Genomic DNA, 14,429 nt, shown 5'->3' with positions numbered 1-14,429 from the left:
GTGATGCCAAGATTTACAGGTGACACAGCAGAGCAAGCAATTGAATCAGGTTTGAAAGCATTAAAAGTCCAACGCTCAGATGCATTGATTTCAATCATCAGTGAAGGGAAAAAAGGTTTTTTAGGAATCGGCAAGAAATTAGCTGAGGTATCGATTGAAGTTGTCGAACCAACTCTTACAGCTGTTACTGAGCAGGAAAAGACAACTGAAGCAGATTTACTGAATGAAAAAACAGAAATTAAACTGGAGATACCAATCTCATCAACTGAAGCGGCATCTGACAATCAAAAAATTGATCAAGATGTTGAAGAAAAACAAGTTGTTGAATTAAAAGGTGTTAAAAATTTAACTGATGAGCAGGCTATTGCTGAACTTCGTCTTTTCTTAGCAAGTGTAGCCAAAGAGATCGGCGCACCGACACAAGTTGAGGTTGAACCAACTAAATCATGCATTATTTTCCATTTGAAGACAGATAAAAAAGGGCTGTTGATCGGCAAGCACGGAAAAGTGCTAAATGCACTGCAGTACTTAGCACAAACGCATATCCACCGAATAGCTGAAAATCGTTTAACTATTTCCGTCAATGTCGGTGATTATCGTGAACGTCGTGAGGCTATCTTAAAACGATTGGCTGACCGTACTGCCAAAGAAGTACGTGAAACAGGTCAACCTGTTTTCTTAGAACCAATGCCCGCCTTCGAACGGAAACAGGTCCATCATCTGATCTCTAATAAAGAGGGGTTAAGGACTTACTCAGAAGGAAAAGAACCTCATCGATATCTAGTTGTAGAACTTGATAAATAATTAAAACATCGTCTCTTAATGAGTCGATGTTTTTTTGTCATTAAAATTGTCAATTGCACAAGTTTGTGCTATTATGCTTATGAATTACTAATAGACAGCAGTCAAAGTGCTTATCTACTCAATAACGGTGTTATCGCTGATTAATGGGTGGAGTGGGCACTTTTTTATATGGAAAAAAAGGGAAAGAGGTTATTAAACATGAATATCACCAAAGAATTTGATACGATTGCCGCAATTTCGACACCACCTGGTGAGGGAGCAATCAGTATCGTTCGTTTGAGTGGATCTGAAGCAATTAAAATCGCAGATAAAGTAAGCTATTATAAGGAAAAGTCGTTATTAGGAGCACCAAGTCATACGATTCATTACGGTCACGTAAAAGATCCTGAAACTGATCAAGTATTGGACGAAGTGATGTATTCTATCATGAGAGAGCCTAAGACATTTACTAAAGAGGATGTTGTGGAAATAAATTGTCATGGCGGTATGGTAGTAGCCAATCAGATTTTGCAGCTGTTACTTCGTCAAGGAGCTCGATTAGCAGAGCCTGGAGAATTTACTAAACGTGCCTTTTTAAATGGCCGTGTGGATTTATCTCAAGCTGAAGCGGTTATGGATTTAATTCAGGCTAAGACAGATGAATCCATGACACTTGCGGTGAAACAATTGGATGGGCGTTTATCACAATTGGTTCATGACTTACGTCAATCTATTTTGGAAGGTTTAGCTCAGGTAGAGGTGAATATTGATTACCCAGAATATGATGATGTAGAAGAGATGACGTCACAAATATTACGTGACCGAGCAGAAGAAGTAAGCATTCTAATCAGCCAATTACTACAAACAGCAACACAAGGGAAAATCTTGCGGGAAGGGTTGTCAACTGCAATTATCGGTCGACCTAATGTTGGAAAATCAAGTCTATTGAATTATTTACTACAAGAAGATAAAGCGATTGTAACGGATATTGCTGGGACAACTCGTGATGTTATTGAAGAGTACGTCAATGTTCGCGGAGTACCTTTGAAATTGGTGGATACAGCTGGTATTCGTGAAACAGATGATGTTGTTGAACGGATAGGTGTCGAACGCAGTCGTCAAGCTATTAATGAGGCTGATTTGGTCCTTTTAGTGTTAAATCAAAGTGAAGAGTTGACTGAAATGGATCGTGAATTATTGACATTGACGGCTGGAATGCACCGAATTATCTTATTAAATAAAATGGATTTACCGTCCCGATTAACTCGTGATGATTTATCAAATTATGTGACAAATGAGGAATTATTGAATATTTCAGTCATGTCTAGTCAAGGCATTGATTTATTAGAACAGACAATTAAAGAGACATTCTTTGCTGCGTCCGGTGAAGGTAAAGATGCGACGTATATTTCAAATACGCGCCATATTGCTTTATTAGAACAAGCTAAACAAGCATTATCTGAAGTTTTAGAAGGTTTAGATGTAGGCATGCCAGTTGATTTAGTTCAAATTGATATGACTCGTGCGTGGGAATTGTTGGGTGAAATCACGGGTGAGAGTGTTCAAGATGAACTTGTCACGCAGCTGTTTAGTCAGTTTTGTTTAGGAAAATAGAAGGGATTGTTGAGATGAATCAGGAAAATACCTATGATGTAATTGTTGTTGGTGGAGGACATGCTGGGTCAGAAGCGAGTTTAGCAGCTGCAAGAATGGGCATGAAAACACTGTTAGTTACGCTAAATTTAGATATGATCGGTTTTATGCCGTGCAACCCATCTCTTGGCGGTCCGGCTAAAGGAGTAGTGGTCCGTGAGATTGATGCTCTCGGCGGTGAGATGGGTCATAATATTGATAAAACGTATGTCCAAATGAGAATGTTGAATACAGGTAAAGGTCCAGCTGTTAGAGCGCTGCGAGCACAGGCAGATAAGCATAAATATCACAGTGCCATGAAATACGCACTAGAATCGGAAGATAATTTAATTGTTAAGCAAGGTATTGTTGAGCGTCTAATCGTGGAAGACGATGTATGCAAGGGCGTTGTTGTTAGTACTGGAACAGAGTATTATAGTCAAGCAGTGATTATTACAGCCGGAACAGCTTTACGAGGCGAAATTATAATCGGTGAATTGAAATATTCTTCAGGTCCTAATAATTCATTACCGGCAATCGGCTTGGCAGACCACTTAAAAGAATTAGGTTTAGAAATTGAACGATTTAAGACAGGTACACCGCCGCGCGTCAAATCAAGTACGATTGATTATAGTGTTACGGAAGAGCAGCCAGGTGATGATACGCCAAATCATTTTAGTTTCAGCACACCAGATTCGCTGTATTTAACGGATCAGCTATCTTGCTGGTTAACATATACTAACTTAAAGACACATGAAATTATACGTGACAACTTGCATCGAGCTCCAATGTTTACAGGTATTGTTGAAGGTGTTGGTGCTCGTTATTGTCCATCAATAGAAGATAAAGTTGTACGTTTCAGCGACAAACCGCGTCACCAAATTTTCTTAGAACCGGAAGGGCGAGATAATGAGGAAATTTACGTTCAAGGTCTATCAACATCATTGCCAGAAGATGTGCAAAATGATATGGTTCGGAGTATTGAAGGTTTAGAAAAAGCAGACATTATGCGGAGCGGGTATGCAATCGAATACGATATCGTTGTCCCGCATCAGTTACGTCCCACTCTTGAAACAATGAAGATTTCAGGCTTATATACAGCTGGACAGACTAATGGTACATCAGGATATGAAGAAGCCGCTTGTCAAGGCTTGATGGCAGGAATTAATGCTGGATTAAAAATTTTAGGTAAAGAACCTTTAATTTTAAAACGCAGTGATGCATATATTGGTGTTTTAATAGATGACTTGGTTACAAAAGGAACAACTGAACCATATCGTCTCTTAACATCTCGCGCGGAGTATCGTTTATTATTGCGTCATGATAATGCAGACTTGCGTTTAACAGATATAGGTTATAACATCGGATTAGTAAAAGATGATGTCTATGAGGTGTTTAAAAATAAGAAGGCAATGATTACTGCTGAATTGCAGCGATTGGAGAAATTGCGGTTAAAACCAACAAAAGATTTACAGGAATTTTTAGCATCAAAACAATCAGCAGCGTTAAAAGACGGTATTTTAGCAAGTGACTTGTTACGTCGTCCAGAATTGAAGTACATGGATTTAATTCCGTTCTTAGAGATTGATCAAGTATTGCCGAGATATGTCATTGAGCAAGTAGAAATTCAAATTAAGTATGCTGGGTATATAAAAAAAGCAGAAGATAAAGTTGAGAAGTTAAAACGTATGGAAGCTAAAAAAATCCCAGTAAACATTGATTATCATGCTATTAACAGTCTGGCAACAGAAGCCGTTCAAAAATTAGAAAAGATCCGTCCAGAAACTATTGCTCAAGCAAGCCGTATTAGTGGTGTGAATCCTTCTGATATAAGTATTCTGATGGTTTACATCGAACAAGGTAAAATAGCGAAAATAGACAGTGAAAAGGCTTAGTAATAAGCCTTTTTATTATGTTTAAAACGCTCAATTCTAAATTGAATGCCATTTTGAATGCCATACCGTCTAAAAAGCCATATATTTTTCAAAAATCTTGATGGTTTCATTTTGCTTAGTTGGTGTTACTTTTACGTAAATATCAGTCGTAGTTTTAGTAGACTGATGTCCTAGTCTTTGAGCCACGTCTTTTATACTTGCTCCCGATTCAAATAATAGAGATGCGTTAGTCTTTCTAAAATCATGCACTTTTATTATTTTCATCTCTGGAAAGTGCTTTTTGACTTTATCCATGATGTTATTAGGGTACGCTTTGTATAAATATTGATTTTCATTGTATAGAATCGAATTAGAAAATACCAAGCTACTAACAAAGTCATTTTCTCTAATCCCTTGAGATAGCTTTAATCTCTTAATATGAGAACGCCAATCTTTAAGTATGCTAATAGTTTGTTGATCTATACTTACGGTTCTATTAGATGATTCTGTCTTAGTTGTATTAACCTTAAAAGAACCATCTTGTAGCTCTACCAATGTTTTATCAATGGTTACAGTATTATCATCAAAATTAAAATCTCCCCATGTTAAAGCCATTGCTTCGCCTTTTCTCAATCCTAAAAAAGCCAATACTCTAAAGAAAGTAAATGCTCGTTTATCCTCTAATTGTTCTAAGCAGCTAAAGAATTGTATAAGCTCATCCTTAGTGTAAAAACTATCAGATTCCTTTTTAGTAACATCTTTTTTCTTTTTAGGTGTAATGGTTCTTTCCATTGGGTTAATCTGTATAAGGTTGATTAAGATACCATACTTAAATACCATTGATGTGTAGGTCTTTAGTTGTTTGTATGTGGCTAGGTGTTCAGCCCATCCATTTAAACATTCTTGGCAGAATAATGGTGTAATTTTAGCTATTCTCTTGCTGCCAAACTTAGGTAAGATGTGATTATCAAAATGTATTCTGATACGTTGAATAGTGGTTTGTTTTAAATCTTTAGAATGCTGCTTAAACCATACTAGATACAATTCCTCAAACGTCTTGATATTGTCATCTCTATTAAATTCTTTATTCTCGAAGTCCACTAGTAACCTGTTAAGTTCTAGTTGGGCTTCTTTTTTTGTTTTAAAACCACGTCTAGTAGTTTTGACAGGCTTTCCAGTCATAGGATTAATGCCTAAGTAAGACTGGAATTGCCATGCTTTAGTACCATTTTTTTTAGTATATTGACTAAATGTTGCCATTGTATAACTCTCCCTTATCTTATGTGGGCACATAGTTTTGGGATTGGAGTTAAATCAATTCTAAATTATCTATATAATCATCATAGATATTAGTTTGGATAGAAGTCTCTATACACGATAGTTCTAAATTACTTTTTTGATTGATTATATCTTCTAGTAGATAAGTATTGCTAATTTTTACTTTTCCATTTAAATCTATTACCTCATTTGGAATATTGTATTGTTTAATTTCACTCTCGGATAAAAAATTACCAAAGAATTGTTCTTCGATCGTAATATATTTTTTATTAGTTAGGAAATCGTTTGGAATAAAAGGTAATGCTGACCATAAAAATCCTATAGAATCTTTAAAGTATGTTGTCGGAGTATGTTTTAACATATTCTGTTCAGCTTTTCTTATTGCTCGATTGACATTATTAGAAACTTTATTTTGATATGCACCATCGTAATAACCATATTTTTTTTTAATCAAATAAAATAAAAAGCTATTAAGTAAAGTTCCTACATGGACTTTAACTTGTTCTTCTTCAACAAATTGACTATTAATGCTAATTCCATACCAAAAATTTTCTTCTTTTATGGATGTTTTATAAATGAGATATATTTTGTAAAAATCTTTTTCACCTTTATAGGTAGCAACAAAATCTAATTTGAACTCAGGAGGTATAATTTCAAGCTCAAAAAACTTACCTGGAGCTATGTCTAAGGCTAAAGAAATATTTTCAAGAGTTTCAAATTGTATTCCTTGCGTCTTTCCATTTGAAAGTTGACTTAGGGAAGTTCTGGATATGCCAGTTTTTTCAGCTAACTCAGTAAGTGACATTTTTTGTATTTTTAAATAATGTTTTAAATTAAAATTAATCAATGTAAGCACCCCTTTTGATATGATTGTACATTATTTCAAACGATTATGTAAAGCATAGTTAAAAAAAGCTTGCAAAAATTACACCTTGATAGTATTCTATACTTAACGCAAACGTTAAGTTAATCTAACGTTAAGAAAGAGGTGAATTAAATGCAAGTTTATCTATCTGAAGAACAAGCTAAAGATTTAAAGCAATATATTTATACGATAGCTAAAGATGGTATTGAGGAAGCAAAGAAAAATGCTAAGTTAGATCAACCATTGCTTAAACAAAAGTATATGGCTGAATATCTAGGCATCTCTGTTAATTCTTTAAAGAAGTTAGAACTGGAAGGATTACCTAGTGTAACGCTGGATGGTTTAAAACTTTATTCAAAGGATGAAGCAGTAAAGTGGATTTTAGGGCATCAAAAATAAAATATATGTGGGCACATTATTTTAGGAGGTTTAAATATGTTTAGGTTAAGGCGTTATGCAGCACTTTACTTGGTTTTTATGATGGGCTTGCTATTAGGTCACTTGAACGGTTATTTGTTGGCAATTGTAGGCATACCTATTCTTTTAATTTTAATAATGCAGTGGGATGAGGTTAGTTATAAAAGAAAGGAAGTAAAAAATGCTAGAGACTAGTGTTAAAGACTTGTTAGATGGAGCTACTGATTTATTATTGAAAATTTTTGATATTAAAGAAGGACAAACCTTTGATATAGAAGTTACCGATTGTTTAGGTACTAGAGATGAAGTTGAGACAGATTTAGAAAGAGCTAAGAGCATCTCTAGTATCGTCATAGAAAGCTATCTAATGGAGATTTACGAGAAGTTGGGTTATGAATCAAAATAAAAAATCCCTTGAAGTATTGGCGTACTCCAAAGGATTAGGGCAGATAAATTTACAGAGCTTATCTGCCTTGAGTTTAACATAAAACTTAAGGAACGAGGAAACAATTTGAAAGAAAAAGAACAAGAATACACTCAATTGATTATTGAATCAGGCGATTTGTCAGGAGCTTTACAAGGATTAGGCAGCTTTATATTTGATAAATTTACTTCTACGAAAATTGAACGTACAGATTTATCGGCACTACAAGGGTTGGTTAAAGCAATTGAGATTATGGCAACTAAACACGCTGATGAAACAGAAAAACTCTTAGGGTAGGTGATTGTATGAAAAGAAAATTATCAATCATAGAACAAAAAGTGTTATCTCTTATCCCTAGAGGTATGGAAAATAGAAAAACGCTACAAATCATCTCTGCATCTATTGATTTAAATGCTAGAGAGCTGCAATCAGTTATTAATAGTTTAATCTTTAGACACCACATTCCTGTTGTAGCGATAAGAAAAGGTGGTATTTATATTCCTTTATCAGAGAGTGAACGTTTAGAAGGATTACAAGGTCTAAAAAATCAGACTAGCGATCAGTTAAAACGAATTGCCATAGTTGAATCCGTAGATTTAGATACTTGGAGAAACAAAGTCTTAGGTGGTGCTGCTAATGAGTGATGAACTATTGCGACAAGCGTTAATATATGCTGAAATGGGATTGAGGATTTTTCCTCTTTCCCCTTTTTCTAAAATTCCACTAAAAAACACTAAAGGGAGCAAGGAAGCTACGACTGATAAAGAATCCATTGTGAGATGGTGGAATACGACACCAAAAGCCAATATAGGACTTGTTACAGATAGCTTTCTTGTTTTAGATATAGATGTTCATTCAGAAGAAAATAACGGTTATAAGAGCTTAGAGGTGCTAGAAAAACATTTTGAAAAGTTGCCATCTACTTATACGGTAACCACTGCAAATAATGGCTTACATATTTACTTTAAAAAACCATTAAACATAGAATTACCACAAAAGATAAGTCTTGTTAAAGGCATCGATGTAAAAGCTCATCCGAATAATTATATAGTTGCTCCACCTAGTCAGATTAAGAGAGATGATAATTCACTGGGCAGCTATTCAGTAAAAGATAATTTAGAGATAGCCGAATGTCCTGAATGGTTAATAAATTTTATTCTAAGGGATGAACCTAACCAGTCAAGAAAAGCCAATACAAGTGATTATATTCCTTCTACTCGATACCGTAGTAAAACAACCGACTTATTAGAAAGTCTTGTTAAAGGAGCAGATACAGGCTCTAGAAATGACACCATAGCAAAGATAACTGGTAGTTTATTAGCTTATGCTGTTATTCCTTCATTAGTTTATGAGTTGGTTCATTTTGCTAATAGTAATTTTAATGAGCCATTATCTGATAGTGAGGTTAATAAAACTTTTGAAAGTATTGTTAAGAAGGAGTTGAGCCATAAATGATACAAAGTTTAAAAGTATTAGATCAGCAATTTAATAGCAAAGTGAAACAAAAAGAAGTTACTCAATCTAGTATGTTGTATGGTAAAAAATTAAAGGCTGCATTAATTGAAAAAAGACAACTCCTTATAGCTGAAGCAGAAGAAAAATATATACTTAATGGTAGTAAGGGAACTAAGCCAACCAAATTGCATCCGTTACAGGTAGCTATTGAATTAAAAGAATTTATAGCATTTAAAAAGTTAGGTACTGCCAATTATTCTAATTTAGCCATGTATCAAGCTCAAACAGGTATTTATACCATAAACGAAGATGATATTTACATGGTTATGTCGTGGTTAGAACCTACTTTAAATGAACGTTTATCTAGAGATGTCTTGTTTCATCTTAAAAAAGGTTTAGAACTCACTGAACAGACTAATGATGAAAACTTAGCACCAGTTAAGAATGGTATTTATAATCGTAAAACTAAAAAGTTGATGCCTTTTAGTAAGGACTATGTATTTTTATCTACTACAGATACTAAGTACACTGAAAAAGCTAATAATCCAAAAATCAAAACGAATAACGGAACGTTTGACATTGAGGAATGGCTTTATGATCTCTCTAATCACGATGAAGAAGTCTATAACCTCTTATGGCAAGTAATTAGTGATGTGGTTAATCCTAACATCTCTAGACGTAAATCTATATGGCTATATGGGGAACGTGGGAACAATGGTAAAGGAACGTTCCAAGAATTAATAACTAATCTAGTCGGTTTGGGTAATGTGGCAAGTTTAAAAGTGAAACAATTTAATGAGCGTTTCGCTTTAAGTAATCTGATTGGTACTATGTGCTGCATTGGAGATGATAATAATCCGAATGAGTATGTAGATGATGTGAGTAACTATAAAAGTGCCATTACAGGCGATACGTTACTAATGGAAGTAAAACATAAACAATCATTTTCAGACGTTTATAAGGGTACTATTATTCAATCTATGAATGGTTATCCTAGAGTAAAGGACACCACAGACGGATTTAACAGACGTATCTTGATTGTGCCATTCTTAAAGTCTTTTAATCCATCCAATGATGATTGGCGTATTAAAGACGAATACATTAAGAATCGTAGAATAAGGGAGTATGTGCTTAAAAAAGCACTTAATTTGGATTTTGAACGCTTTATTGAGCCTAAAGTATCTAAGCAAGCTTTGAGTGAGTTTAAAGAGGAAAATGATACCGTATTAGAGTTTTATATGGATGATTTTCAAGCATTGGAAAGTGCTAGAATACCAAACGTTTTTATCCACCATCTCTACAATGATGTGGCATCTCGAAAGAGTAATAAAGAGCTAGGTAGAACAGCATTTATGCGTAGATTTAAAGTTATTGCAGAAAAAGATGGTTGGATTAGCAAACCATATAAAATAGCTTATTACTTTAAAGAGAATGAAGAAAGAATATTTGAAGAACTAAATTCTCAAGATTATTCAGAGTATTTAAAAGGGAAAAAGTCAAATTCTAATATCCGTTGCTTTATAAATTCTGAAAGAGAGTATCTTTTTGATGTAGAAAAGTATAACGAACAACTTAAGGAATATGATATTTTAGTTAGTCATATTGAGAAGAATTTTAGACAAGCAGAAAAAACAGGTAAAGCTGATGCCGTATATACAGAAGAAGCATATCAAGAAGCTATTAGACTTAGAGATGAAGCTTATACGTGGTTACATGAAAATAACCTAGTTTAGAAAGGGTAGGTCACGCTTTGTGGTTAAGTCACACATTATTTTTTAAAGTGTGACCATGAAGTGTGACCTTAATAACCTTTATATAGCAACATTCTATATATATAAGTCACAGGTTACACTTTAATATATGATTATTTATTATTTATTTTGTTTTTAAGGATATAGAAAAAAGTTTAGACAAAGTGTGACCTTAATTTAAAAGTCCTCAATCCTTTGTGGCTGTAGTGCAAAGTAGGTAACACATAGAAGTGTGACTAGGTATAAATTTTATTTTACTTTTCCATCATTTTAATAAGTGACAAACTAAATAAAAATAGAACTTTTCTCTAATGATTTAGGCGTTTCAGAAATTTATGAGTGAAATGAGGTGTGCTGAAATGAATAGAAGAACACTAGAACAATTTTATAAATTAGATGTGAGCTATTTAAGGCGTATTTTTAAGCATACAGATCACTTTAAAGATGTTGTGAGCTATGAACGGACTAGTGAAAGTGGAGGGCTTAAAAGAGAAACTACGCAGTCTATACCGTTTGAATGGATTAAAGCAGAGAGTGTGCTCGTTTATGGTGGCAGAGATATTTCTGTAAATACGACACCGTGTAATTATGGTGGTGTTCGTTACTGGTTTAGATGTGGCTCATGCTATGAGAATGTAGGAGCATTGTACTTCACAGGAGAACGTTGGGAATGCCGAAAATGTGGCAACCTAGTTTATTCAAGCCAACAAGGAACTAAAACGGACTTCTGGCATTGGTATTTTAAGGCGTTTAAAGTTGCTAGGCAGATAGATAAAGACTTTTGGATAGATGGCTTTGATTTTCTATTCAGATACCTCTATTTGTTCCCTAGCAAGCCTAAATACATGAAGTGGAGCAAATACCACAGATTAAGAAAACAATTCAATAAATACGCAGAACGTGGCAATGATATAAATGGTAAACAGCTAAATGCTATTACCTCAAAATATGAAAGTAAGGTGTAGAGTATGAAGATAGATATAGATCGACGAGAGATTTATAAGCCATTAATCGAGAATGAAATTAAAGAATTACAATCTGATAGTGATTTAGCAGCCGTTCGCAAGGTATTTGGTTATGAAGCATATAAACAAGCCCTTAGAGTCGCTATATACGACAGCATACAAGGGACAATAGACGAGTATAACCTATTAAATGTCATGAAAAACGGAAGTCGTGAGGAATTAATTGAGCTGCTATGGATTCAACACAGAGATATACAAATCTTAGAGCAAGAAATTTATAATATAAAGAATGGCAATCAAGACGATATACTAAACGCTTTTTACGGAAGTATTGCTAATGAAAAGGTAGAGTTGCTTGAATTGATTGAGGAATATATTTATTGAGATTTTATGAGGTTGTTGCAAAGAGCAGCAGCCTTTTTTTATATACTTCTTAGATATAAATAAGACAATAAAAAAACCTCTAGCATTAACTAGAGGAAAGGAGTTAGTTTTATTATTTACTTTGGAGGAGTAAATAAAATGAAAAGGTTGTTTTGTTGGTATGTTTATATAATAACTAAGAAATACGATAAAAAAGAGATTAAAATTATTTTATTTTATGACTATTTTATTAATAAAAAGTAAATTAGTATATAGCCCCCTACCCAAAAAGTTATCAAATCAAGGCTTGAAAGGAACGGTGCACTCCTTCCTTCGTAAAAAAGCCGGTTTTGAGATTTTTGAGGTTAAAAAGGTGTGCATAGGATTGCACACAAAATTAGTGTTGCGTTGCAGCATTACAAAGCCATTTAAGAGTGAGTTTAGCCCTAGTAAAGCCTAGTGTTAATATTGAATTTATACAGGTTATATCCCTGAGAAATGACAGGAATAGTTAGGATATAAATGTTGTAAGACGTGGTATAGGATGCTCAGATTTATTACTTTAATTGTTGGAAAATGTTGGAATGTAGAAACTAGTGAAATTTTATATATTTCAGAATATTGAGGAGAGGATTAGTAAGTAATACTAATTTAAGATGAATATGTGTTCTTGATATCACTCAATTAGTCATCGCATTTAATTAACATTTTAACTCTGATAATTTATCATAATTAAGTACAAAAAGAATAAATAATCTTAGGTTTCGGATAGAAAGGTACTTTAGTTAATTTGTTTTTTTATTTGCTTTGATATATGGTAAGATTAATAAAAATATATGGAGAAAATAAAATGAAAATAAGTGAAGACCCTAATATAAATGAAGCTTTTATCAAAATAAAAAATAATTTATTAGATAGAGAACACTGTAAAAAGTATAGAAAATTATCTTTTGATGAATTATACGAGGAGCTTAAAGATGTTAAGGGAATAAAATTTACAGACGTTACGAAAGAGGAAGCCACGGCCATACTTACTGATTTGAATTACTATTATAAATTAACAGTATATAAGCGAAGCTTTAAAAGAGATAAAGAAACAGGTAAATTTATTGACTTAGAGTTTAAAACATTGTGCTCAATTGCTAGTGTTGATATGCAGCTAAGATATCTATTTGCTGAAGCTTGTATGGACATAGAACATGCTTTAAAGACATATATAATTTCTCATATAACAAATAATGATGAAATAGATGGTTTTGAAATAGTAAATAGATTTATTCATTCAACAACTGAAAAAACCAATCCTTTAACATTGGACGGCATAATGTCTAAAGCTAATTATCCCACACATTATCAATACAACATGTATCAAGTTCATAAAGAAACACCTCCTATTTGGGTAGTTATGGAGATGATGAGTTTTGGAGATTTAGTTAGGTTCTTTGCATTTTATTTTAAACTTTATCCGTCTACAGATTTTGACCTTTTTTCTATGAAAAGTGTTCTAATGGGAGTTAAAAATATTAGGAACATGAGTGTTCATAACAATCCTTTTTTATTTGATTTGGGTATAGGAGAAATTGATAGACCTAATAAGTACATTAAATTATATGGAAAAGAAGTAGGAGTAGGGGAATGGTTTTATAAATCTTTAAAAGTAAATGATACGTTGTCTGTTTTTTATGCACATCGTTTTTTTGTAAAAGGAGAAGGATCAAGAAAGTATAGAATTGATGATTTTAAAAAGCTGATTGATAGAACTATAGATAGATTTAAATATATTGGATCTACCAATGATATAATGTATTATTTTAATATTTTGAGTAAAGTTGTTGACAATCAACAATCAAGTTGATAGTATTAGCTTTGTAGAAAGGACTGTACGACAGTTCGGCGAAGCAAGATTTATCTTGTTAGTTTATTTTATTTAACTTTTTAAAAAGATGTTTAAACTAATTGTTATGTCGTTAATTAGTTCAAGCATCTTTTTTAATTTTATATGCCCACATAAATTGGATTTGTTTTTGAATGCCATGTTGAATGCTATTTATTTTAAAACTAATGATAATTAATGATATTTAACAGAAGTAAGCTAGTAGTTTATACTATATTTTGCTTCTTTTTTATACTTCCAAATAGAGTAATTTAGACTATATCGAACAAGGTAAAATAGCGAAAATAGACAGTGAAAAGGCTTAGTGATAAGCCTTTTTCTTATGCTTAAAATTTTTGATTTGAATTAATTGTTTATTGCTTAATAATTTGGACAATAAAAAACCTCTAGCGAAAACTAGAGGAAAGGAGTTAGTTTATTTATTTACTTTGGAGGAGTAAATAAAATGAAAAGGTTGTTTTGTTGGTATACGTATATAATAACTGGGAAATGTGAAGAAACAAGTCGCAGAATATAGCGAATATGTGAAGAAATGCGTAAGAAAATTTAAAGCAATAAATATATGGTAATTCAGACAATAAAAAAACCTCTAGCGAAAACTGGAACTGACCCCAAAAGATGAGACAAATATAAAAACACCCCTGTTGAATTCATGTAAAATGAATTTAACGGAGGTGTATTTTTTATGGTTAAAAGGATTGCTTATCCAGTAGAAGTAAAAGAAGAAG

15 protein-coding genes are annotated in these 14,429 nt (G+C 33.1%); 13 read left to right on the top strand and 2 right to left on the bottom strand.

Annotation, left to right across the window (positions count from 1 at the left end):
• The first annotated feature begins 3 nt into the window (after window positions 1-3).
• The 3 genes from jag (at window position 4) to mnmG (ending at window position 4,310) form a co-directional block, all read left to right on the top strand.
• Window positions 4-804, top strand: a complete 801-nt coding sequence (gene jag, locus CBF37_RS10120) for an RNA-binding cell elongation regulator Jag/EloR (protein ID WP_125984641.1) — start codon at window positions 4-6, stop codon at window positions 802-804.
• 198 nt (window positions 805-1,002) lie between these two features.
• Window positions 1,003-2,397, top strand: coding sequence for a tRNA uridine-5-carboxymethylaminomethyl(34) synthesis GTPase MnmE (mnmE, locus tag CBF37_RS10115; RefSeq protein WP_125984640.1), 1,395 nt, complete (start codon window positions 1,003-1,005; stop codon window positions 2,395-2,397).
• A 14-nt stretch (window positions 2,398-2,411) separates the two neighbouring features.
• Entirely contained in the window at window positions 2,412-4,310 is a 1,899-nt protein-coding gene (gene mnmG, locus CBF37_RS10110; protein WP_125984639.1) for a tRNA uridine-5-carboxymethylaminomethyl(34) synthesis enzyme MnmG, read from the top strand.
• A gap of 69 nt (window positions 4,311-4,379) precedes the next feature.
• On the opposite strand, the gene CBF37_RS10105 is transcribed toward mnmG, so the two are convergent.
• Entirely contained in the window at window positions 4,380-5,549 is a 1,170-nt protein-coding gene (locus CBF37_RS10105; protein WP_125984638.1) for a site-specific integrase, read from the bottom strand.
• A 49-nt stretch (window positions 5,550-5,598) separates the two neighbouring features.
• Complete coding sequence (locus tag CBF37_RS10100) at window positions 5,599-6,414, bottom strand: helix-turn-helix domain-containing protein (RefSeq protein WP_125984637.1); 816 nt, start codon at window positions 6,412-6,414, stop codon at window positions 5,599-5,601.
• Window positions 6,415-6,564: 150 nt separating this feature from the next.
• On the opposite strand from CBF37_RS10100, the gene CBF37_RS10095 reads away from it, so the two are divergent.
• The 10 genes from CBF37_RS10095 (at window position 6,565) to CBF37_RS10055 (ending at window position 13,662) form a co-directional block, all read left to right on the top strand.
• Window positions 6,565-6,831, top strand: a complete 267-nt coding sequence (locus CBF37_RS10095; protein WP_125984636.1) for a hypothetical protein — start codon at window positions 6,565-6,567, stop codon at window positions 6,829-6,831.
• Between the two features lie 36 nt (window positions 6,832-6,867).
• Window positions 6,868-7,044, top strand: coding sequence for a hypothetical protein (locus CBF37_RS11670; RefSeq protein ID WP_165866694.1), 177 nt, complete (start codon window positions 6,868-6,870; stop codon window positions 7,042-7,044).
• Window positions 7,031-7,255, top strand: coding sequence for a hypothetical protein (locus CBF37_RS10090; RefSeq protein WP_125984635.1), 225 nt, complete (start codon window positions 7,031-7,033; stop codon window positions 7,253-7,255). Before CBF37_RS11670 ends, CBF37_RS10090 begins: the two co-directional genes overlap by 14 nt.
• A gap of 105 nt (window positions 7,256-7,360) precedes the next feature.
• Window positions 7,361-7,570: a hypothetical protein gene (locus CBF37_RS10085; protein WP_125984634.1), complete on the top strand. Its 210-nt coding sequence runs from the start codon at window positions 7,361-7,363 to the stop codon at window positions 7,568-7,570.
• 65 nt (window positions 7,571-7,635) lie between these two features.
• Window positions 7,636-7,917 carry a hypothetical protein gene (locus CBF37_RS10080; RefSeq protein ID WP_125984633.1) on the top strand — a complete coding sequence of 94 codons (282 nt, stop codon included), beginning with the start codon at window positions 7,636-7,638 and terminating at the stop codon, window positions 7,915-7,917.
• Window positions 7,910-8,728, top strand: a complete 819-nt coding sequence (locus CBF37_RS10075) for a bifunctional DNA primase/polymerase (protein ID WP_125984632.1) — start codon at window positions 7,910-7,912, stop codon at window positions 8,726-8,728. The genes CBF37_RS10080 and CBF37_RS10075 overlap by 8 nt, the downstream gene beginning before the upstream one ends.
• Complete coding sequence (locus CBF37_RS10070) at window positions 8,725-10,461, top strand: DNA primase family protein (protein ID WP_125984631.1); 1,737 nt, start codon at window positions 8,725-8,727, stop codon at window positions 10,459-10,461. Before CBF37_RS10075 ends, CBF37_RS10070 begins: the two co-directional genes overlap by 4 nt.
• Before the next feature lie 377 nt (window positions 10,462-10,838).
• A complete protein-coding gene (locus CBF37_RS10065; protein WP_125984630.1) occupies window positions 10,839-11,444 on the top strand; it encodes a hypothetical protein in 606 nt (201 codons plus the stop codon).
• 3 nt (window positions 11,445-11,447) lie between these two features.
• Window positions 11,448-11,828, top strand: a complete 381-nt coding sequence (locus CBF37_RS10060; protein ID WP_125984629.1) for a hypothetical protein — start codon at window positions 11,448-11,450, stop codon at window positions 11,826-11,828.
• An 829-nt stretch (window positions 11,829-12,657) separates the two neighbouring features.
• A complete protein-coding gene (locus CBF37_RS10055; protein ID WP_165866693.1) occupies window positions 12,658-13,662 on the top strand; it encodes an Abi family protein in 1,005 nt (334 codons plus the stop codon).
• The last annotated feature ends 767 nt before the right edge of the window (window positions 13,663-14,429 follow it).

It is taken from the genome of Vagococcus vulneris (genome assembly GCF_003950515.1).
Taxonomy (GTDB): domain Bacteria; phylum Bacillota; class Bacilli; order Lactobacillales; family Vagococcaceae; genus Vagococcus; species Vagococcus vulneris.
Note: the sequence above shows the minus strand (reverse complement) of the source record. Positions and strands in the feature narration are given on the sequence as shown.